Annotated in this window: 20 protein-coding genes; 1 reads left to right on the forward strand and 19 read right to left on the reverse strand. The window is 58.8% G+C overall.

Annotated elements, in window-relative coordinates:
- The first annotated feature begins 8 nt into the window (after positions 1-8).
- A complete protein-coding gene (locus tag GXX82_08585; protein NLT23088.1) occupies positions 9-212 on the forward strand; it encodes a cold-shock protein in 204 nt (67 codons plus the stop codon).
- Between the two features lie 9 nt (positions 213-221).
- On the opposite strand, the gene mazG is transcribed toward GXX82_08585, so the two are convergent.
- From mazG to GXX82_08680, 19 genes are all read right to left on the reverse strand, one after another.
- Positions 222-983, reverse strand: a complete 762-nt coding sequence (mazG, locus tag GXX82_08590) for a nucleoside triphosphate pyrophosphohydrolase (protein NLT23089.1) — start codon at positions 981-983, stop codon at positions 222-224.
- Between the two features lie 2 nt (positions 984-985).
- On the reverse strand, positions 986-2,248 hold the full coding sequence (locus tag GXX82_08595) for a hypothetical protein (GenBank protein ID NLT23090.1): 1,263 nt from the start codon (positions 2,246-2,248) through the stop codon (positions 986-988).
- 91 nt (positions 2,249-2,339) lie between these two features.
- Positions 2,340-2,897, reverse strand: a complete 558-nt coding sequence (locus GXX82_08600; protein ID NLT23091.1) for a DUF374 domain-containing protein — start codon at positions 2,895-2,897, stop codon at positions 2,340-2,342.
- A complete protein-coding gene (gene msbA, locus GXX82_08605) occupies positions 2,897-4,651 on the reverse strand; it encodes a lipid A export permease/ATP-binding protein MsbA (protein NLT23092.1) in 1,755 nt (584 codons plus the stop codon). The genes GXX82_08600 and msbA overlap by 1 nt, the downstream gene beginning before the upstream one ends.
- On the reverse strand, positions 4,648-5,790 hold the full coding sequence (lpxB, locus tag GXX82_08610; protein ID NLT23093.1) for a lipid-A-disaccharide synthase: 1,143 nt from the start codon (positions 5,788-5,790) through the stop codon (positions 4,648-4,650). Before lpxB ends, msbA begins: the two co-directional genes overlap by 4 nt.
- On the reverse strand, positions 5,765-6,700 hold the full coding sequence (locus GXX82_08615) for a Gfo/Idh/MocA family oxidoreductase (GenBank protein NLT23094.1): 936 nt from the start codon (positions 6,698-6,700) through the stop codon (positions 5,765-5,767). The genes lpxB and GXX82_08615 overlap by 26 nt, the downstream gene beginning before the upstream one ends.
- Complete coding sequence (lpxA, locus tag GXX82_08620; GenBank protein NLT23095.1) at positions 6,691-7,464, reverse strand: acyl-ACP--UDP-N-acetylglucosamine O-acyltransferase; 774 nt, start codon at positions 7,462-7,464, stop codon at positions 6,691-6,693. The genes GXX82_08615 and lpxA overlap by 10 nt, the downstream gene beginning before the upstream one ends.
- Positions 7,465-7,469: 5 nt before the next feature.
- Complete coding sequence (gene fabZ, locus GXX82_08625; protein ID NLT23096.1) at positions 7,470-7,898, reverse strand: 3-hydroxyacyl-ACP dehydratase FabZ; 429 nt, start codon at positions 7,896-7,898, stop codon at positions 7,470-7,472.
- A complete protein-coding gene (lpxD, locus tag GXX82_08630) occupies positions 7,882-8,922 on the reverse strand; it encodes a UDP-3-O-(3-hydroxymyristoyl)glucosamine N-acyltransferase (GenBank protein NLT23097.1) in 1,041 nt (346 codons plus the stop codon). The genes fabZ and lpxD overlap by 17 nt, the downstream gene beginning before the upstream one ends.
- Positions 8,922-9,455: an OmpH family outer membrane protein gene (locus tag GXX82_08635; protein ID NLT23098.1), complete on the reverse strand. Its 534-nt coding sequence runs from the start codon at positions 9,453-9,455 to the stop codon at positions 8,922-8,924. The genes lpxD and GXX82_08635 overlap by 1 nt, the downstream gene beginning before the upstream one ends.
- A 12-nt stretch (positions 9,456-9,467) precedes the next feature.
- Positions 9,468-11,717 (reverse strand): outer membrane protein assembly factor BamA, encoded by a 2,250-nt coding sequence (gene bamA, locus GXX82_08640; protein NLT23099.1) that lies wholly within the window; start codon positions 11,715-11,717, stop codon positions 9,468-9,470.
- Positions 11,718-11,773: 56 nt separating this feature from the next.
- Positions 11,774-13,195: a phosphotransferase gene (locus GXX82_08645; GenBank protein NLT23100.1), complete on the reverse strand. Its 1,422-nt coding sequence runs from the start codon at positions 13,193-13,195 to the stop codon at positions 11,774-11,776.
- Positions 13,192-14,160 (reverse strand): glycosyltransferase family 4 protein, encoded by a 969-nt coding sequence (locus GXX82_08650; GenBank protein ID NLT23101.1) that lies wholly within the window; start codon positions 14,158-14,160, stop codon positions 13,192-13,194. The genes GXX82_08645 and GXX82_08650 overlap by 4 nt, the downstream gene beginning before the upstream one ends.
- A 108-nt stretch (positions 14,161-14,268) precedes the next feature.
- Positions 14,269-14,904 carry an endonuclease III gene (locus GXX82_08655; GenBank protein NLT23102.1) on the reverse strand — a complete coding sequence of 212 codons (636 nt, stop codon included), beginning with the start codon at positions 14,902-14,904 and terminating at the stop codon, positions 14,269-14,271.
- A gap of 61 nt (positions 14,905-14,965) precedes the next feature.
- Positions 14,966-15,421: a hypothetical protein gene (locus tag GXX82_08660; protein NLT23103.1), complete on the reverse strand. Its 456-nt coding sequence runs from the start codon at positions 15,419-15,421 to the stop codon at positions 14,966-14,968.
- On the reverse strand, positions 15,418-16,674 hold the full coding sequence (locus GXX82_08665) for an amidohydrolase (protein NLT23104.1): 1,257 nt from the start codon (positions 16,672-16,674) through the stop codon (positions 15,418-15,420). The genes GXX82_08660 and GXX82_08665 overlap by 4 nt, the downstream gene beginning before the upstream one ends.
- The gene (locus GXX82_08670; GenBank protein NLT23105.1) at positions 16,671-17,366 is read right to left on the reverse strand and encodes an MTAP family purine nucleoside phosphorylase; all 696 of its coding nucleotides are present in this window, start codon (positions 17,364-17,366) and stop codon (positions 16,671-16,673) included. Before GXX82_08670 ends, GXX82_08665 begins: the two co-directional genes overlap by 4 nt.
- A gap of 68 nt (positions 17,367-17,434) precedes the next feature.
- Positions 17,435-17,923, reverse strand: coding sequence for a spore coat protein U domain-containing protein (locus GXX82_08675; protein ID NLT23106.1), 489 nt, complete (start codon positions 17,921-17,923; stop codon positions 17,435-17,437).
- The gene (locus GXX82_08680; GenBank protein NLT23107.1) at positions 17,904-20,237 is read right to left on the reverse strand and encodes a fimbrial biogenesis outer membrane usher protein; all 2,334 of its coding nucleotides are present in this window, start codon (positions 20,235-20,237) and stop codon (positions 17,904-17,906) included. Before GXX82_08680 ends, GXX82_08675 begins: the two co-directional genes overlap by 20 nt.
- Positions 20,238-20,239 lie beyond the last annotated feature (2 nt).

Here is a 20,239-nt window from a genome sequence, read left to right on the forward strand (position 1 = left end):
CACGCAGCATGCCAGTAGGTAAGGTGAAATGGTTCAACGATTCCAAGGGGTACGGTTTCATCGAACAGGATGGCGGCGAGGACGTGTTCGTCCACTTCTCCGCGATCCAGCAGGATGGTTTCAAATCACTCAAGACCGGCGAGAAAGTGGAATTCGAGATAGTGAAGGGGCCGAAGGGTCCACAGGCGGCAAATGTAATGAAAGCTGAATGAGTCAAGGGGCTATTTGCCCTTATCCTCCAGGGATTTGCTGTCATTCCAGAGTTTGTCCATCGTGTCGGCGTCAGAATTCCGGATATCCGTATTGTTCTCTATGTAGCTGAATCTTCGTGTGAACTTGTCCGAGGTTGCCCGTAGCGCATCTTCGGGGTCCACCGACAGGAACCGGGCGATGTTGACGATGGTGAAAAGCAGGTCACCGACCTCCTCCCTGACCCGCTCCGGGTCGCCTCCCGCCTCGGCCGCCTTCAACTCGGCGATCTCCTCGTACATCTTGTCGTACACGTCCTCGATCCTCTGCCAGTCGAACCCGACCTTCGCGGCCCTCTTCGTCATCACATAAGCCCTCAGGAGAGCGGGCATGGAAGAAGGGATGTTCGCGAGAAGCGAGTATCCATCATCCTTCTTCTCCTCCCTCTTCAGATCTTCCCACTTCACCTCGATGGGAACGTCGAGGACCTCTTTCCGGAAGACATGGGGGTGGCGATGGTACATCTTTTCGTAGACGTTCTCGATGACGTCGTTGATGTCGAAGGCGTCGCGTTCCCTGGTAATCTGGGCGATGAAGACGATATGGAAGAGGAGGTCGCCCAGTTCCTCCTTGAGTTCCTTCGTGTCGTCCTTCTCTATGGCCTCGATGATCTCATAGACCTCTTCGAGCATGAAGGTTTTGAAGGCCGAGATCTTCTGCTTGCGGTCCCAGGGGCATCCCTCGTCGCTTCTCAACCTCTCCATGAGCCATACAAGCCTGTCAAAGGATTCCATTCTCAGTCCGTTCTCCTGTTTCGAGGCCCGGCGAGGCCTTTTATGATCCTCGCCGTTTCGTCCATGACGTGCTTCTGGTCGGCAATGATCGCGTAGCCGGCCCGCTGCACGGAATCGTACAGGTCATTGTCGGCAAGGAGCCTCATCACGGTGCGGTGTATGTCGTCGGCCGTCTCAACGAGGAAGCCGGCCTTTCTTTCAAGGATGGAGGCGGCGATGTCATGGAAGTTCTCGGTGTGGGGGCCGAACAACACGGGCGTGCCCACGAAGAGAGGTTCGAGCATGTTCTGCCCCCCGTAGGGCGCAAGGGAACCGCCGACGAAGGCGGCCATGCTTCTCGCGTAGATCCCCAGGAGGTCACCCACGGTATCGACGATCACGATATCGGCGCCGTCGTCTCCTTTGCCCTCTTTCATGCGGGAGTACCGGGCAGTCCTGAAGGTTTTTGAAAACTCCTCCTCGATCGCAGCGGCCAGGTGGAGTTCCCTGGGTGCTATGAATATCCTGTGATCGGGGAGATCGGACTTGAGGAGCTTGACCGCCCTGTATACCTCGGCAAGCTCCTTTTCCTTCACGCTGCCGATGACGATGGTCCTGTCTCGCGCTTCCCTGCCCGGGATGTCCTCCGGGACCGGCCGGTAATACTTGATGTTCCCCGTGGTGAAAACGCGCTCCGGGGACATGCCGATGGAGATGAAACGCCGCCTGTGCTCCGCGGATTGAGCGACGACGGTGTCCACCGCCGCCAGGGCCGATCTCATGAACACAGACAATCTCCGGTATGTGGCGAGGGTGCTGTCCGATATGCGGCCGTTGACGATGGCGACAGGGATGGCCCGCCTCCTGGCCTCCCAGATGAGGTTGGGCCAGATCTCCGTCTCCACGATGATGATGACCGAGGGTTTGTGATGGTCGAGAAAGCGGCGCACGGAGAAGCTAAGGTCGAAGGGAAGGGCGGCCACCCTTCTGCCTTCCCTGGCGCCTTCCTTTCTTTCAAGCATCTCCTGCGCGTAGGACGTGTTGGCGGTGAAGAGAAAGTCTGCCGGGCCACCGTTCTTCGCGAGATAGTCGGCCATGCCTTCGGCGATGACGGCCTCTCCTATCGACGCGCCGTGGATCATGCACGATCCTGTTGCCGGTTTACCCTTAACCCGCGGGAAAAGGCGTTCGCGAAAATTCTTCCTCATCTTCGCGTTGGCGAGGCCGATGACGATGAAGACGGGCAGGGCGCAGAGGGTGAGCAGATTATAGATCACTTTCCACATGCCGCTTCTTCCGCTTTTTCGGTCAGTTGGATGAGTGTTGCCTCGAGCTTGAGGCGCGTTCTCTCGGTCTCTTCGGCGCTGAGGTCACGTGCTACAGGGATAGGGTCTCCCCAGAGAAAGACAACCCGGGAGAAGGGGTAGGGGAGTATGAAGCGGTCCCAGGAATGAAAGGTTTTTTTTTACCCGCACCGTAGCTGACGGGGAGGAGTTCCTTGCCGGAGAGCCGTGCAAGCTCGACGATGCCTTTCTTCACGGTAAAGCGCGGCCCCTTGGGGCCGTCAGGGGTGATGGCGATATCGATGGTGTCCTTAAGGTCCTGGAGGATCTCCCTGAGCGAGGAGACGCTGCCCTTCCTGTAGGAACCCCGGACGGTGCCGATCCCGAAGTAATTCACTATCCTGGCAATGAACTCCCCGTCCCGGTGGCGGCTGATGAGAACCTTGCCCCCTCCGCCCTTCTTCGCGAAGGGCATCATGAGGAGCCTGCCGTGCCAGAAACAGACTATGTAGTTGCGGAGGTTCCCCCACGCGTCGTCGGGCGGCCGGTTCACGTGTTCGACGCGCAGTGTTAACCGCAGCGCCGTCAGGAACACGAATACCATGGGAGGCATGACGTGCAGCATCAGGAAGGATTTGATCCTCTTCTTCATCAGCGCTTCTTTCCCAGGGGGATGACCTTCTTGCGGGCCCCTTCACGGAACTGGATCTCGTAGAGCTTCCTGTAGGGTCCTTCCTGCTCGATGAGCGAGCCGTGAGTGCCTTCCTGGACTATCATACCCTTGTCGATGACGATGATACGGTGGGCATTGATGATCGTCGAGAGCCTGTGGGCGATGATGATCGTCGTCCTGCCCTTCATCAGGTTCTCGAGGGCCTTCTGGACCTCTATTTCCGATTGGGCGTCGAGGGAGCTCGTCGCTTCGTCGAGGATGAGGATGGGGGCGTTCTTGTAAAGCGCCCTGGCTATGGCGATGCGCTGTTTCTGGCCGCCGGAGAGACGGACCCCTTTCTCGCCGACGACGGTGTCGTATCCTTTTGGAAGCTTGAGGATGAAATCATGGGCGAAGGCCATCCTGGTCGCGGCGTAGAGCTGCTCTTCATCGGGCTCGACGCCGTAGGCTATGTTGCTCCGTATCGTATCGTTGAAGAGGATGACGTCCTGCGTAACGAGGGCGATGTTCTTTCGGAGGGAATCGAGGGTGACGTCGCGGATATCGGTGCCGTCGACCCTGATGAGACCCTCGGTGACGTCGTAGAACCGGGGGATCAGGTTGACAAGGGTCGTCTTTCCCACTCCGCTCTTGCCGACGACGGCGATCACCTCGTTCCTCTCGATCCGGAGGCTCACGTGGTTGAGGACCATCTTCTCGTCGTACCGGAAGGAGATGTCCTCGAAGTCTATGACGCCTTCGACCTTCTCGAGCGGGGCGGCGTCCGGCCTCTCCATCACCTCCGGCTGCCTGTCGATGATCTCAAAGACGCGCTGACTGGCGGCGAGGCCCTGCTGGACGTTGTGGTTCTCCTTGTTGATCTTTTTGATGGGTTCATAGAGCATGATGAGGGATGCCATGAAGGCGAAGAAGGTGCCGGGGGTGGAATTTCCCAGGATGACTTCCCTGCCGCCGTACCAGATGACGACACCGACGGCAACCCCGCCGATGACCTCCATCACGGGATGGGACAGTGCCCGGATCTTCGTGCGTTTCATGGATATCCTGAAGAGCGTTTCGTTCTCCGCCGTGAACCTCTTGTTCTCGTACTCCTCCATGGAGAAGGCCTTGACGATCCTCTGGCCGGTGATGGTCTCATGGAGAAAACTGGTGAGCCGCGCGAGGTATTGCTGGATATTGAGCCCTATCTTCCTGAGCTTTTTGCCGAAGGCGACGATGGGATAGATGGAGAAGGGCAGGATAAGGAAGGCGATGAGCGTCAGCTTCCACTCCATGCGGAAGGCCACAATGACGAGACCGATGATCGTGAAGGCATCCTTGAGGACCGCCGCAACGGAATCGGAGACGGTGCTCTGGACAAGGGAGACATCGTTCACTATCCGGGAGATGTTGGAGCCCGTGGGCGTCTTGTCGAAAAAGGAGAGGGGCTGCTTCTGCATGTTGTAGAAGACGAGGTTCCTGATGTCGGTGACCACCCTCTGTCCGACATAGCCCATGAAATAACCCTGAACATACTCGAAGGCGCCCTTGATCAGAAAGAGAAGGATGACGGCGCCGGGCATGATGTAAAGCTTCGTCATGTCCTTCTCGAAGAATATGGAGTCGAGGACGGGCTTGACGAGGTAGGCGCTGAAGCTCTGGGCGCCGGAGCACAGCGACATGAAGATCATGGCAATGATAAGCTTTGTCTTATAGGGGTACGCGAATCTCAGCAGTCTCAGGTAGAGGTTCATGTTCTCTCGAAAAAGTGCAATATCGCGTTGGCGGCCAACCGGTAGGAATCCTCTTTCTTGAGTTTATCGACGATCGATCCCAGTTCGCCCGCAACGCTCTGTCTTCCTTTATCTATCATAGAAAGAACCTTCCTGGCAATGGTTTCAGGGTCGAGGCGCTGAATGAACTCGGGAAAGACCTCCTTGCCGGCAATGATGTTGGGAAGGCCAATGAAGTCGACGTGGACGATGAGGCGCGCGATGGAGTAGGAGAGCCAGGATATGCGGTAGATGATGGCGGTGGGTGTCTTGAGAAGGGCCGCCTCCAGGGTCGCGCTGCCGGAGGCCACCACGGCCGCGTCGCAATATGCCAGGGCGTCATGAGAATTCCCCTTCAGGACCGTGATACCGTGGTCGCCCTGAAGAAAGGGCCTGACATCCGTTTCGTCGATATTGTCCGCGAGGGGCAAAAGGACGGTGAGACCGGGGATGCTCCGGCGCATGATGCCCGCCGTCTCCATGAGGACGGGCATGTGCCGTCTTATCTCGTTCCGTCTGCTTCCAGGCATGACGGTGACGATCGGCTTGTCCCCGCGGACCCCCGTTCTCGTGAGGAACTCGCGACGGGTGAGCGACGGCCGCACGGTCTCGGCAAAAGGGTGGCCGACGTAGACCGCCGGGACCCCCGCCTTCGCGTACAGGTCTTCCTCGAAGGGAAGGATGCAGATGACCATGTCGACGCACTTCCGGATGTTCCTGAGGCGCCCCTTCTTCCAGGCCCAGACCTGGGGCGGGATGAAGTATGCCACGGGCACGCCGAGAGACCGGGCGAAGGCGGCGATCCTCATGTTGAACCCCGGGAAATCGACGAGGACGACGAGATCCGGCCGCTCCTGCCTGATATGGGTCTTGACGGTGTCGAAGGCCCTCCGGATATTTCCCGCGTGGGAGAGCACCTCGCTGAGTCCCGTCACGGAGATGTCCCGGTAATCCCGGACAACCGTGACGCCGGCCGCGGCGAGTCTTTCGGACCCCATGGCGGTTATGCGCAGGCCTTCCGTTTTGTTGAGGGATTCGACGAGATGACAGGCGTGGGTTTCCCCGGACAGCTCGCCCGTCGATATGAATATCTTCCTATCGATGGCGTGTACCCTGTCCACCCGCTATGCAGTCCTGGATCCTGCTCGCGAGCTCGAGCGCCCTGAGGCCGTCCGCTCCGCTGACGCTGGGGGACGAATTGCCCCCCACGGCCGCTACGAACTCGATGAGCTCGTCCCTGACGGGGTCCATCTGCGGGGCGGAATACTCCGTTGTGTCAGCCTGTTCCCCTTCCTTTCTGAGGATGCCCGTGAGCTTCCCCTGCATCAGGTCAAGGGAGAAGTACCTGTCCTCTTCGTAGATGGTCAGGGAGCGCTCGCGGAACGTCGAGACCCTGCTTGCCGTGATGTTTGCCACGCACCCGCCGGTGAATTCGATACGGGCGCTGGCGACGTCGGAGAGGTTCGTGAAGAAGGGGACGCCCTCGGCCCTGACGTCGGCAACCTCTTCGCCGACGAGGGACAGGACAAGATCGATGTCGTGGATCATGAGGTCGAGGACGACATCGACGTCGGTGGACCTGCCCGTGAAGGGACCGATCCTGCGGGCCTCGATGAACCGCGGCCTTCGAACGAGGGGCAGCGCCTGCCTGAGCGCGGGGTTCAACCTTTCGAGATGGCCCACCTGGAGGACGAGTCCCCGCGCGCTTGCCATGTCGACGAGTTCCCGCGCCTCTTCCGGGAGCACGGTGATTGGCTTCTCCAGGAAGACATGGATGCCCCGTTCGAGACACGCCTTGGCTATGGCGTAGTGGGACTCGGTGGGTGTGGCGATGACGGCGCAGGCCGCGTCGGGCAGCGCATCGGAATAACGGGAGAACGATGGTACCCTGTATTTTCCGGCATATTCGCCGACGAGAGCGTCATCGACATCCACAACACCGCACACGCGGACGTCCTCGAAGGAGCAGAGCTTGCCGAGATGGATCCGGCCCATGTGTCCGAGACCGATGAGGGCGACATTTACCGGCATATTCCCCTCGTTGACGATTCTATGAACTCGATGAGATACCCGATGTTGTCCCCGTCCAGTTCCTCCCGGATGATCTTGAGGGATGTCTTGAGAGGGAGAGCGGACCTGAAGAGAATGCGGTATGCCTTCTTCAGTTTCACTATCTCTTCCTTGGGGAAATTGCGCCTTTCGAGGCCCACGAGATTAAGACCGTAGAGCTTTGCCCTGTCACCGGCGGCAATGACGAAAGGGGGCACGTCCTTGGGAATCCCCGTGAGGCCGCTGATGAACGCGTACTTGCCGACCCTGCAGAATTGGTGGACGGCGCAGAGGCCGCTGAAGATGACGAAATCCGAGACCTCCACATGGCCCGCCAGGGTCGCCCCGTTCGCCATGATGATATTGTTCCCCACCTTGCAGTCATGGGCGATGTGGGCGTACGCCATGATGAAGTTGTTGTCCCCCACCTCGGTGACGCCGCCTCCCTTCATGGTTCCCCGGTTGATGGTGACGTATTCCTTTATGGTGTTGTTCCGGCCTATGACCACCCGGGTGGGCTCGTACTTGTACCCGATGTCCTGGGGAGGCCCCCCGATGGACGCGAAAGGGCTCACGGTGCAGCCTTCGCCTATGAACGTGTTCCCCTGAACGACGACGTGGCTTTCAAGTCGGCTGCCCGCCCCGATCCGCACGCCCCCTTCCACTATGCAATAGGGGCCGATCTGTACGTCCTCTGCGATCTCGGCTTTGTTGTCGACGATGGCGGTTTGATGTATCACGTGGATCTCCCTCACTCCTGTTTGAGCATTGCCATTATGCGTGCCTCGGCCACGACGTCGTCCCCGACGAAGGCCTTCGCATCGAATACCCAGATCTCCCGTCTGTGCTTCACGACGTCGACCACGAACCTGAGCTGGTCCCCGGGAACCACCGGTTTGCGGAAGCGTGCCTCGTCGATGCCGGTAAAGAAGACGGAACCCTTCATACCGGGGAAGGACTTGAAGGCAAGGACGCCGCCTGCCTGTGCCATCGCTTCCAGGATGAGAACGCCGGGCATGATGGGCCTTCCCGGGAAATGACCCTGAAAGAAAGGCTCGTTGATGGTCACATTCTTTATGGCGACTATCCTCTTCGTCTCCTCGAATTCGATGACACGGTCCACGAGGAGAAAGGGATATCTGTGGGGCATCAGGCTCAGTATCTCATTTATGTCGACCATCGTCTTCCTCCGGTGAGAGTCGCTTTTCCAGCTCCCTGATCTTTTCAAAAAGGGCGGGGAGCTTCTTTATGTACATCTGGAGTCTCATGTATTCCTTGTGGGGCATGTGCGGGGTCCCCCATATGAGGGACCCGGCGGGAACGTCCTTCGTGATGCCCGTTCGTCCCCCGGCCATGACCTGGTCGCCCACGCTGACGTGGTCCTTGACCCCCGTTTGACCGGCAAGGACGACATTGTTCCCTATGCGCGCGCTGCCCGCTATACCGACCTGGGAGACGATGATGGAATTCTGTCCTATCGTAACGTTGTGGGCGACCTGAACCAGGTTGTCGATCTTGGTCCCCCTGCCCACCACCGTGGCGTCGAGCGCGGCACGGTCAATGTCGGTGTTCGCCCCGATCTCGACATCGTCCTCGATGATGACGGAACCGACCTGGGGGATCTTCGCGTGTCTCTTGCCGTCCCAGGTGTAGCTGAACCCGTCGGCGGCTATGACCGTGTTCGCGTGGATGATGACATTTCTCCCCACCGTCGTGTCCCGGTAGATGGTGACATGGGGGTATATGGTGCTGCCCTCGCCGACGGTGACGTTGGGGCCGATGTAGCAGAAAGGATAGACCACCACCCTCTCCCCGATCTTCGCCTGACCCTCTATGCAGGCGAAGGGACCGACGGAAGCACTGGGGGCGACCTCGGCCTCGGGGCTCACGGCGGCTCGCGGGTCGATGCCGGCGGGCGGGGAGGGTTCCTTCCTAAACATGCCCACGACCTCTATGTACGCGAGGTCGGGATTGTCAACAACGACAACGTTCATTCCCCGGACGTCTTCAAGGGGTGTTTTCTTACCGATGATAACGGCGGAGGCGCTGCACCCGGCGACATACTTGATGTAGCTCGCGTGGGAGAGAAAGGTGATCTGCCCTTCCCGGGCGCTCTGAATGCCGGCAATGCCGTCGATCGGGATATCCCCGTCACCAATCAGATCTCCCTTGACCGCGGCAGCGATATCCCTCAGCCTGACCATTACTTGACAGGTTTCTTTTTGGCCGCCTCGTTGAAGAGTGTAATGACCTTGCCCGTGATGTCTATGGCGGGGGTGGCGTAAAGGATGCCGGCCTGGCTCTTTTCGAGTATGAGGGAGTACTTCTCCTTCTCACCGAGGGCGCGCACCACCTCTTCGACCTCCTTGAGGACCCTCTGGGTGTATTCCATGTCCTTCTGCTGGAGTTCGGTCTGGTAGTCGTTGTACAGCCTCTGGTAATCCTTGAGCTTTGCCTGGTACTGTTTCTCCTTGTCGGCCCTGGCTTCCGGCGTGATGGTGGCGCCCTGCTTCTCAAAGGCGTCCTTGAGCCTCTGGAGTTCGGCCTGCCTGCCATCGAGGTTCTTCTTCAGCCTCTCGGCATCCTGTGTGAGAATGGCCCGTATCTGTTTGCCCTGATCCGATTCAAGCATGACTTTTTGCAGGTCTATGTACGCGACGCTGACCGACTGGCTCATCGCCGCAAGGGGTGTCAAAAGAACGGCTACGACAAAAAAGACCGTGATAAAGCGTTTCATAAAACCTCCTGACTAATATTGGGTGCCGATGGCAAAATCGAAGAGACTTTTCCTCTCGTTTTCCTTGGGGTTGAGGTTGAATCCGAGTTCCAGGCGGATGGGACCCATGGGGGAGAACCAACGTATGCCGAAGCCTGCCGACGACCGCATCCGCAGGCTGTCGAAATTGTCGAAACCGGCGCCGGTATCGGTGAAGAGGACCCCCTTCACACCTGCCGGCTTGTAGATGGGGAATATCCATTCGAAGTTGAAATACAACTGGTTCTTCGCGCCGATGGGTTCGTCGTTCTCGTCCATGGGACCGGCCTCACCGTACCTGAAACCGCGGATGGAGCTGATGCCGCCGACGTAGTACTTTTCGGTGATGGGCACCTGGTCGCCGCCGTAGCCCCTGATCGCTCCCGCGGTGCCTTTGACGAAGAACGAGCTGTCCCAGAACTTGATGGGGAAGTACCTGCCGTAGAAACCGGTGAGGGACCAGAACTTATTGTCGGCGCCGAAGGGGCCGCCGGCTATTTCCGTGGATATGCCGCTGTTGATTCCCTTCGTGGGGTTCATGACATCGTCGATGGTGTTCTTGTTGAGGCTGAAGGTCATGCTGCTTGTCAGGCTCGAACCGGACTGCTCCTTGATATAGGTGCTGGCGTCGTCCGTGACGTTCGTGACGTCGATCTCCTCGAGGCGGTACATGACGGTTCCCTTCACGTCATCGGTGAGGGGCTTGATGAGAGATACGTTGCCACCCGTTCTCTTGTAGTCGTACGTATCCATGTAGCGCTTGAAATTGAAGAGACTGATCCCTGCCGAGAGCTTCTTGTCGAAGATGTACGGTTCAAGGTAGCTCAAGCGGAACTCGTTGGTGTAGCTGCTGAGAGCGGCTTCGAGGACGATCCTCCGGCCGGTGCCGAGGAAGTTCTCCTCCGAGACCGCCCCGGAGACGATCACCTTTTCAGCCGTGCTGTAGCCGGCGCCGACACTGAAGGTGCCCGTGGGTTTCTCCTCGATGCCGAGGTCGATATTGACCTTCCTGGGATCGTCGGTCTTGACGACCTTGAAATCGGTGTCCTTGAAGAAGGTGGTGTTCTTCAGCTTTTTCTTGCTGTCCTTGATGGTGGTGATGGAGAAGCGGTCACCCTCGGCGAATTTCAGCTCCCTGCGCACGACCTTGTCACGGGTCCTCGTGTTCCCGATGATGTTTATCCTGTTGAAGTACACCTCCTGGTTCTTCGTGACCTGGAAGGTGACATTGACCACATGGTTGGCATCGTCGATGGTGGTGAGCGGAGCGACGTCGGCAAAGGCGTACCCCTTGTCCTGATAGAGGTCCGTCACCGTGAGGACGTCCTCGTAAAAAACGGTGGTCCTGAAGAGCTTGCCCTGTTTGGTCTTGATCTTGTCGAGGAGCTCTTCCCGGGGGAAGATGATGTCTCCCGCGAAATCGATGGTCCCGACGGTGTGTTTGACGCCTTCCTCGACGGGTATCATGATGGAGATGCTCTTGCCGTCCTTGGAGAGTTGGATATCGGGCGCGCCCACGTGGACCTTGGTGTAGCCGTTGTCGTGGTAGAAGGCCTCGAGGTTTCGGCGATCTTCCTGGAGGACATCCTCGTCGAGTATGCCCGATCCCGTGAACCACGAAAGCCAGCCTTTTTCCCTGGTTTGCATGTAACCCTGCAGCTTGCTGTCCTTGAAGTTCTTGTTGCCCGTAAAGGCGATCTTCCTCACGTAGGATATCTGCGGTTCGTCGATCACGAAGTTCACCGTGGCCTCGTACTTCTCGCCGTAGTCTATTTCGTAGGTGATCTTCGCGGCGTAGTACCCTTTGCTGGCATAGAACTTCCGGATCTCGTCCATGCTCTCTTTGACCTTTTCGATGTTGAGGACGGTACCGGTCTTGATCTTCAGCTTTTCCGTGAGATCATCGGTCTTGATCTTCTTGTTGCCTGTCATCAGGATGCTCTTGACGGGGGGCCTTTCGATGACGACGAAGGTGACGTTCTTGCCCTTGTCGGTGTCCTTTACGTCTATCTGGACATCGCTGAAAAAACCCGTCTTGTATATGCTCTTCATGTCCTCGCGGAGCTTGTCGAGGTTGTATGCGTCGCCTTCCTTCGTCTTGATGTTGGCGGATATGACGGCGGTGTCGACGCGTTCGTTGCCGGTGATCTCTATCTTGGCAACCCTTTCGGCTTCCTGGGCCTCTATCAGGAGGGGCAGGCACAGTATCAGGAGGAGGAGGATGACGCACTTCAATTTTTTCATAATGTTTTGCAAAATTACCAAATAAACCTACTCTTTGTAAAGGTAAAAAATGATGGTCACCACGATTCGGTCCTGAGCCCTTCCATTCCCTGGTAGACGATCTCTCGTCCGGCGGAGTCCCGGACCACTCTCTCCAGCAGCTGCCTCCTGTCGATGCCCGATGAAGACGTGAGCCTGGCAAGGAATCTCAGCCTGTCCCGCGGCCCGATCCTCTTCGGCAGCGTGGTGTTGAGCTGGAGGAGCATCCTGTGGAGGACGTCCCCGTCGGCTTCGTGGAAGGTGATATCCTCGACATCGAGGAAACGGAAAGTGCCGTCGTCCAGCCTGAAGACGTTGCAGGCCTTCAGATCGCGGTGGACGACCCCTGTTTTCATCGCCCCCTTCAGGAAGAGGGCGAGGGAGTCCGCCAGGGCCTTCCTCTGCCCGACGGAGGCCCCGTCATATACCCTGTCCACGTGGCGGTCCAGTTCCTCGCCCTTTCCGCCAAGATCCTCCATGGCAATGTACCCGCGCCGGAAGAGGGCGGGCAGGGAGAGGCGGAACGTCTCCGGGATCAGGGGAAGGTTCAGGTAGGCGAGGGCGATGTGTGCCTTCCACGCACGTCTCAGCCTCCTCCTGCCGCGGTATATCTTCCTCACGTGGTCGGTGTACCTCTCGACGACGACCTTCGCGTCCTTCTTGATGGTCTCGAGGTAGGTCCCGCGGCCGCTGTCCTCTCTGCCTACGATCAAGAGGTGCCTGCCCTCCCGCCGTGTCTTCGACGTGTTTTCGAAGGCGCGGCGCTGCTTTCTCAGGATCCATCGCATGTGCATGGCCCGGAGAGTCTGCTCCGTTTCATCCCGTATTCCATCTTTTCCGTAGCACCGGAAGAACGTCTCCTTTTCATCGGGGGTCATTGTCCAGTAGGCCATGGCAAGGGCGTGGGAGAGGTTCGAGATCTCGTCGCCGCCGGTGAAGGACCCTTTTATCTTCATCTTGTGGAGGTCTATGAGGTAGAGCCGGCCGTTGGCGACGAGCACGTTGTGCAGGTGGAGGTCGTTGTGAAGGACATGGTGCCTTTCCAGCGTCTTGAGCAGCTCCGCGAGGGCCGCGATGAGCTTTCCCCGGTCACCGGACCTGTGGAAGACATCTATGAAGCTCTCCCCCTCGATGTACTCGTGAACGACGCATGAGGTCCCCGGTCCCGATCCATAGCCGTAGGAGACCGGTGTCGATATCCCGAGAGAGGCGAGTCTCCGGCTCATGAGATACTCGACCCGTCCCCGGGGATGCACCCTGTTCCGTATCGCCCCGAGGAGGCCCTTCTCCAGGAAGGACTTGACGAACACCCTGCCGGCCCTGAAGGGATAGGCGCCATAGGCTCTTCGTTCCCCTCCCCGGTGGGAGAAGGGCCGCAGGACCTCGATGAGCCCCCTGTCGTCGAGGTGCCACTCGATGCCGTTCATGCTGGCGACCGTCAATCCATCAGGGTCTTTCATAGGGTGTCCATGATCTCGGCAAACCTTTTGCCCCAGGTCTGCAGGGAATACCTTTCCACCGCTGTCTGCCGCGCCGCCGCGCCGATCTGCCGGCGAAGGGCCACGTCGGAGCCGAGCGCCCCTATGGCCTCTTCCCATCCCCTCATGTCGGCCCTCAGGAACCCGTTAACGCCGTCCGCGACGATCTCCTTCGAGACGCCGACGGGGTTTGTGACCGAAGGGAGCCCCATCGCCATGTACTGGATCAGTTTCAGACCGCATTTTCCCCGGGACCAGAGGTCGTCCTCGGCGGGCATGATGCCCATGTCGAGATCGAGGAGCATCGCCTTTTCCCTTTCCTTGTTCCATCTTTGAAAGGTTATTCCCCGTTTCTCGACGCCGAAGGGCTTGTCGGCGATAACCCTGAACTCGAGCCCCTCCCTGTCGGTGATGGAAAGGATAAGCTCCCTGATGCTGTCGAGATACCTGAGCGTCGAACTTGTCCCGATCCACCCCACGACGAAGATTTTCCGCTCTTCGTGGACCTTCACCGGGTATTCGTCGATGTCCACGGTCGTGGGCATGTAGTGGATGCCGGAATCCCTGTATCTGCCGGCCTCCTCCATGAGAAAGGAGTTTCCGCAGAGGACAGCCTTCGAGGCCCTGACGATGGCGGAGAACCTCTTTCTTCTTGTCGCGCTCTCGCCCTTGTTTCCATGCATGACGGCGTCATCGAAATCGTAGACCATCTTCTTCGCGAACACCTTCAGGAGGGAGAGTTTCATGGGGCTCGGGAGGAGCCTCTGGACAACGACGACATCGGACCGCGACGCGGTCCTCAGCACGGTGCCGAAATCCGCCTTCGTTGTCAGGAGGGAGACCTTGAAACCTCTTTCCTGGAGATACGGAAAGTACTGCTGGATCCTGTATCCTACAGGGTTCTCCTTCGTGAATATGTTGTGGGTGTAGAAAAGTATCTTTTTCATGGGGTACGGCGCGCCATCGCCTTTAAGGACATGTTGAATATATCATCGCCGTATCGGGCTGTCAACGGCGGGGACGGGCAGGGGCTGATCGTTGCGACGGCTGCCCCCCTATCTCGACCTCGTCACCCCATTCCTCGGGCAGAGGTCTTCAATGGGGCACTCACTGCATTTCGGCGACAGGGGAGTGCATATCCGCTTGCCGAAGGTCACGAGCAGGGAGTTGTAGACGATCCAGTATCGCCCGGGCAGGACCTGTCTCAGGGCGTCTTCGGTAGCGTGGGGGTTCTTCGTCGAGACGATACCGAGCCTGTTGGATATCCTGTGCACGTGTGTATCCACGCAGATTCCCGGCTTCCCGTATCCTTCGGTGACGACGAGGTTCGCCGTCTTGCGGCCTATTCCCCGCATGGAAAGAAGCTCCTCGATCGTGTCGGGGACCCTCCCGCCGTACTTGTCGATGATGGTTCGGGCGACCTCCTTGAGGACCTTCGCCTTGTTCCGGTAGAAACCAACGGGATAGATCATCCTCTCCAGCTCCCCGTCGGGGATGCCGAGGAGTTCCCGGGGGGTCCCGGCGCGAGGTGTCAGGGCCTCCATCACCTTCTCCGTCGTCTCGTCCTTCGTCCGAAGGCTGAGGAGCGTCCCGACGAGCACGACGAAGGGGTCTGACGTCTCCCCCCGGGAAATGCGGGTGATGATCGGTGCCGCATCCTCGGGGAAGACATCCTTGAGGGTCTTCATCATTTTGTCGAAGGGGAATCCTCTTTTCAACGCTTGTACCTCGTATACCCCCGTGCCCGTCGGCTCATCGACCGGCACGGTCGATGAGCTTCTCAACCCACTCAAGCATTTCTTCCGCGTGCGAGCCCTCCCAGTAAACCTTTTTGCAGGACGGGCAGGTTCTGAACCGGTCGTGATGGTGGTATATGTATTCCGGGACGAAGGGCTCGATCTCCTCCCTGGGCGTGTCGATGAGCGGTACGTTGCATTCAAGGCAGCGCGACATGAACGCCTTCGGGTCGATGTATCTCTCTATGATCTCTTTTATCTCGAGGATCTGTTTCATGGGGTCGTTCTCATGGATGACCACCGTGTGGGGACGGCCCGTCCTGTCCTGTCTTCTCGTGAGGAAGACGCACCTGTCGGAAGGCGCGGGAAAGGACGCCGGGTCCTCTCCCTGGCGGATGTACGGGGCGTCGAAGCCCAGGGTCCTCAGGTACCGGGCAAGCTTTCCCAGCATGACGTCGCAGACGAATATCATCTCATGACGAGGGCGCGGGCCGTCTCGGCGGCCTTTGCCATGATCTCCTCTTCACCGGGAACGATCCGGTTCTCCATGAGAACCTCTCCCAGGCAGATGACCGTGTCCACGGCCGAGCTGTTGGCCGCGTAGACCATATCGGAATAGATGTCGAAATTGGGGACGAACTCGGGTCTCGCCAGGTCGATGAGGATGATGTCGGGGCTTAAGCCTTCCCTGATCGACCACTCGCCTAGGCGGAAGATCTCCGCGGCGGTCCGGGTGGCCATGTCGAATGTCTGCCTCGCCGGGAGCATGGTCGGGTCCGATGCGTGGAACTTGGCGAGCAGGGAGGCGAACTTCATTGTTTCCAGAACGTCGAGATGGTTGTTCGAGGCGCATCCGTCTGTCCCGAAGCAATAGGGTATCCCGGCCTTCCCGACAAGGCGGTGGGGAAAGACCCTTCCCACGGCGAGCTTGAGATTGGAGACGGGCACGTGGACGAGGCGGGCGTGCCGCTCGCTGAGCACGCGGGCGTCGGCCTCCTCGAGGGCGCAGCCGTGGCAGCCGATGTAGCGCTCGGAAAGGATGCCGATGGAGTCAAGGAAGTCCACGGGGGACATTCCATACTTCTCCTGAGAGAAACGTATCTCGTCGGCGGTCTCCGCGAGGTGCATGTGGATGAGGATGTCCTTGTCGATGGAGAAATCGCGCATCCATTCGAGGCTTGCCTTCGATACCGTATAGAGCGCGTGGGGGCCGAAGGTAAAGGTGGCGTAGGGCTCGTACTTCTTCGAGAGGGCGTAGAGTTCACGGTTGAGCGCTATCTGCTCCCGGGCCTTGCCGTCCTCGAACATGTCGATGAAGACGGCGCTGATGAAACCCCGTATCTTCATATCAGTGACGGCACGGGCCGTTGCTTCCCAGTGCCAGTACATGTCGTTGAAGGCGGTGACGCCGTTCCTGATCATCTCCAGGCAGGCAAGCTTCGCGCCCCAGTACACGTCCTCTTCGGTCAGCTTCGATTCGAGGACCCATATCTTCTCTTCGAGCCAGGTTTTCAGGGGCATGTCGTCGGCATAACCCCGGAAGAGGGTCATGGCGGCGTGGGTGTGTCCGTTGATGAGAGAGGGCAGCGCGGCCTTGCCCGTGCCGTCTATCACCCTGTCGGCCGGGCGGGTGCATGACGGGGAGATCTCGAGGATGACACCGTTGTCGATGAAGATGTCCCTGACGGCGCCGTCGAGGAGGACGCCCGTGATGAGGATCGTCACGAGAGGCCCCGCGTGATGAGGGTGTCAAGCACGCTCTCGATGGTTGAGAGGTTCCGTGTCACGTTCGCCCGGATCTCGTCCATCGTCAGGGGCACCTCGACTATGCCATGGCAATAATTGTCGATGGAACAGATGCTGGCGTAGGGCAGGTCCATCTCCATGGCGAGGGTCGCCTCGGAGGCGAGCGTCATGCCGACGATGTCCCCGAAGCCCTTGAGGATGTTGATCTCTGCCCGTGTCTCCAGTCTCGGCCCGATGGTCTGGACATAGATGCCTCCCATCCGCACCGCCATTGTGTGTTCCCTGCATGCCACGAACACCTCGTGGGCGAAGTTCCCGTCCATCACGGGTATCATGAAACGCATCTCATCGTCGAAGAAGGTTTCGATGTGCCAGGGAGAGACGAAATCGTCGGGAACGAGGAGGGTGCCGGGCTCAAGGGAGAACGTGAGGCTCCCCACGGAATTGACGGCCACTATCTTGTGGACGCCCAGTTCCTTGAGGGCCGCGATGTTGGCGCGGTGCCGTATCCTGTGCGGAGGTAGAGGGGGGCTGCCGTGTCTCTGGAGAAACACAACCCCATCTCCCCTCTTCACGGTGACGGTGCCGAAAGGGGTTTCCACGGTTTCCTCGGTCCAGCCGGAGAAGATCCGGCAGTCGAGCAGCGATGTTCCTCCAATTATCGCGAACATGGTTTTCAGATAATCTTCTACAGGGAATGAGGCGACGAGTCAATAGAATTGTTGGAAACCACCCCGGCTCACCATGTAAGGGTGATGGCGGGGGAATCGCTGTACCCGCCGCTCGATGTGGGCTGATCTGGATCTATCCTGCCGTAGACGGGAACATACACCTCTTCATTCGCGCTCACCCCAACCGTCACCATTGCTCCGGTGGTGCCGTCACCCCACAACCGTTTACGTGCCGGGTCCGTGTAAAGGTTATATCTCAGGGGATTCGCTCCTGTCATTGTCATCGTTCTGTTGACTGTATTCCCCGATGCACCGGGGCCAATGGCAATGGTCACCGTTGCGGGTGCATCGCATTTCACGGTGATCCATCCGTCCATATAGGCATATCCTTCATCGAGGGCGTTGTATTCGGAGCAGTGGATGCCGGCCCCGAGCACGTTGCAAGCGCCGGTGCCCTGGGCATCCGCGGCGAGGGGAAGCAACAGGAGGCATAGTGAAAGGAGAAGCAGCAACGGCCTCACCGGCGGTTTCTTCGGGTCAATGGAGGTCTTCGGCAAGGATACCTCCCAGATCTACGGTCATGTCGTCGGAGGACGGAATGACCAGGGTAAATGAATACGTCCGGCGGGCGTCGCGGAGCGTGCCGGTGTACCGGCCGGCGGGAATGTTCTCGAGATAGAACTCACCGTTTCTGCCGGTGACGAAGGAGACCTCTTTTCCGTTCAGCGTGAATGCGGCGTGCCCGAGGGCCACGGGGACGGATCGCCCTGCCGGTCTTGTTTCCATCCGACCGGTGAGAGCCCTGGTCTTCACGGCGTCGAAGGTCAGGAATGTACCACTTCTGAAGGGGGGCGAAACGTATTTCCCCACCTTCTCCAGGGAGTACTCCACGGGTATGTCCCTGTCGTCAATAGAGACATAGTTGTCCGCGTAAGAGATCATATTCGGTATGAAGAGCCGGCCGGAACGGTCTGTGCGGCCCAGTAGATGGTTGTTGTGATATACCCCGACACCCTCGAGGTCCCCCACCCTGACCACGCCGTAACTGTCGCTCACGGGGCGTCCGAAGTGCAGCTTCCTCCCCACGTACGCAATGCTCCCTGAGGCGCCGATCGACATGGACTGCCGGGAATCCGCAGACCCCGCGCCGTAGTCTCCGCGGAACTCAGCGCTATAGGTCCCGTATGTTCCTTTGTACTGGACAAAGGGATCGATGGAAGAGGTTTCGCTTCCCGACGTGCGCGTCCGTGATGCCGTCACCCTGTAACCGCAACCTTCACCCGCGGGGGTACTCTTCTGCAGCTGAACGGTCTGGTAGTCGCTGCCATCGCCCTTTTGCAGACTCGCCGAGAGCGTGACATCCTTCCAGGGGTAGAAAATAAGGCCAAGATCGAATCGGGTGTCCGAGCAGCCGTTCTTCATGCGCGTCACTGAAAAATGGAGGTTCGCATTTCGCGTGATGCCTCGTGAGTATCTCAGGGTGTACCTCTCGCTGTCAGTGGCGGTGTACCTGCCGATGGCCACGAAGTCGAGGGAGACCGAACCAAGCCGGGGCGTTCCGTATCCAATACCCGCTCCCAGTTCCGTCCGTGTTCTGTCGTCCGTGGTCTGTGTCGAGATCGTCGAGTATTCCCTGGTGTACCTGGTGAAAAGGAGCCTGAGGCTCGCGTTGCGTGCCTGATAGGTATAGCCCAGGGAAGCCGCATAGCCGGCCTGTTTCCCCCGTGAGAGGCTGACACCCGCGCCGAGACCAAGGGTGCCGTAGCGCCTGACAAGGCAGGACATTCTGGGGCCCACGTTGACGTGATCGCTCAAGCCCTCACCTCTTACGCCGATGGTGAGGGAGTCGGTCAGGCCGTAGTTGTGGAAGAAAGACGCGGCGAACCTCCCGTAGTCGCTGCTCTCAGTTCCGTAGTTTCTCCTCAGGAAACCGGTGTTGTAGCTGAACTCATGCAGGCCGCCGCGCAACAGCGTGTCCGCGGAGTAGAAGGGATAGCGAACCGTTTCCTCTCTGCCGAAGGCGTCCCTGACGGTGATCGTGAGATCGTGGACCCCGTTGAAGGAGAGGATGTTCCTGAGATCGAAAGGGCCGGGACCCAGCTTTTCCGATCGGATCTGTGCGCCGTCCATGGAGACCCTGATCTCCGAGGGCAGCGTCGCGAACCCCGTGTAGTCCACCATCGGTTGCTTTATGAAATAGGGATCGATGCCGAAGTTTCGGGAGAAGCTGATACCGCCCATGTTCACGGTGCTGCCGAGGTGACCGGAGGTGGCATAGAGGTCACCGAGTACGGCGCGATCGAGGTTAAGCCGTGACTCATGGATCATGTTCGTCGACAGCCGGACAAACCTTTCATCGTCGCCGCTATTGGTGTAGGTTGAATCACCCAGGAAGAGGAAATCGCCGGCACGCACACCGACCTGAGTCGTCCCCGTAAAGGCTGTGTGGCCGAGGGGCTGCCGGCCGGCATAGTTCAGGCCGTAGTTGAAAAAGGCGCCGGTGTCTCTCGGGTAATAGACTTCGGGCCTTCTTGCGGGCCTGAGATCAATGGAGTTTCTCCTCAGGAGATGGGGTGCGGCTGTGATATGCAGCGATACCGTTTCCTCGTCGAGGTGATACGTCACGTCCTTCATCGATCTCAGGGATATGAACGTCTTTCCTCCTATCCGCGATGTGGTGCCCGCGGGGGCCTCGAAGCCAATGGCGACAAGGTCTTCCCTATCTATGAGGGAGTCCCCGTCATGCGTAAGATAGACAAAGAAATCGCCCTTCGTCTCCGTGTTGAGGGCCACCTCCAGGACAACGTGTTCCCAGGCCCGGCATTGTGAGGGGGTCGCGAAGATGAAAGGAAGCATCAGGACAACCAGCATTG

Origin of the sequence: Syntrophorhabdus sp. (assembly GCA_012719415.1) — a bacterium.
Classification (GTDB): Bacteria; Desulfobacterota; Syntrophorhabdia; order Syntrophorhabdales; family Syntrophorhabdaceae; genus Delta-02.

Coding starts and splice junctions, on each gene's coding strand:
- GXX82_08670 (NLT23105.1), bottom strand. CDS start 17,366: ATGTTCGCGATAATTGGAGGAACATCGCTGCTCGACTGCCGGATCTTC.
- mazG (NLT23089.1), bottom strand. CDS start 983: ATGGAATCCTTTGACAGGCTTGTATGGCTCATGGAGAGGTTGAGAAGC.
- GXX82_08680 (NLT23107.1), bottom strand. CDS start 20,237: ATGCTGGTTGTCCTGATGCTTCCTTTCATCTTCGCGACCCCCTCACAA.
- GXX82_08650 (NLT23101.1), bottom strand. CDS start 14,160: ATGAAAAAGATACTTTTCTACACCCACAACATATTCACGAAGGAGAAC.
- msbA (NLT23092.1), bottom strand. CDS start 4,651: ATGAACCTCTACCTGAGACTGCTGAGATTCGCGTACCCCTATAAGACA.
- fabZ (NLT23096.1), bottom strand. CDS start 7,898: ATGGTCGACATAAATGAGATACTGAGCCTGATGCCCCACAGATATCCC.
- GXX82_08660 (NLT23103.1), bottom strand. CDS start 15,421: ATGATATTCGTCTGCGACGTCATGCTGGGAAAGCTTGCCCGGTACCTG.
- GXX82_08615 (NLT23094.1), bottom strand. CDS start 6,700: ATGCCGGTAAATGTCGCCCTCATCGGTCTCGGACACATGGGCCGGATC.
- lpxD (NLT23097.1), bottom strand. CDS start 8,922: ATGGTCAGGCTGAGGGATATCGCTGCCGCGGTCAAGGGAGATCTGATT.
- bamA (NLT23099.1), bottom strand. CDS start 11,717: ATGAAAAAATTGAAGTGCGTCATCCTCCTCCTCCTGATACTGTGCCTG.
- GXX82_08585 (NLT23088.1), top strand. CDS start 9: ATGCCAGTAGGTAAGGTGAAATGGTTCAACGATTCCAAGGGGTACGGT.
- GXX82_08635 (NLT23098.1), bottom strand. CDS start 9,455: ATGAAACGCTTTATCACGGTCTTTTTTGTCGTAGCCGTTCTTTTGACA.
- GXX82_08595 (NLT23090.1), bottom strand. CDS start 2,248: ATGTGGAAAGTGATCTATAATCTGCTCACCCTCTGCGCCCTGCCCGTC.
- GXX82_08600 (NLT23091.1), bottom strand. CDS start 2,897: ATGAAGAAGAGGATCAAATCCTTCCTGATGCTGCACGTCATGCCTCCC.
- GXX82_08645 (NLT23100.1), bottom strand. CDS start 13,195: ATGAAAGACCCTGATGGATTGACGGTCGCCAGCATGAACGGCATCGAG.
- GXX82_08655 (NLT23102.1), bottom strand. CDS start 14,904: ATGATGAAGACCCTCAAGGATGTCTTCCCCGAGGATGCGGCACCGATC.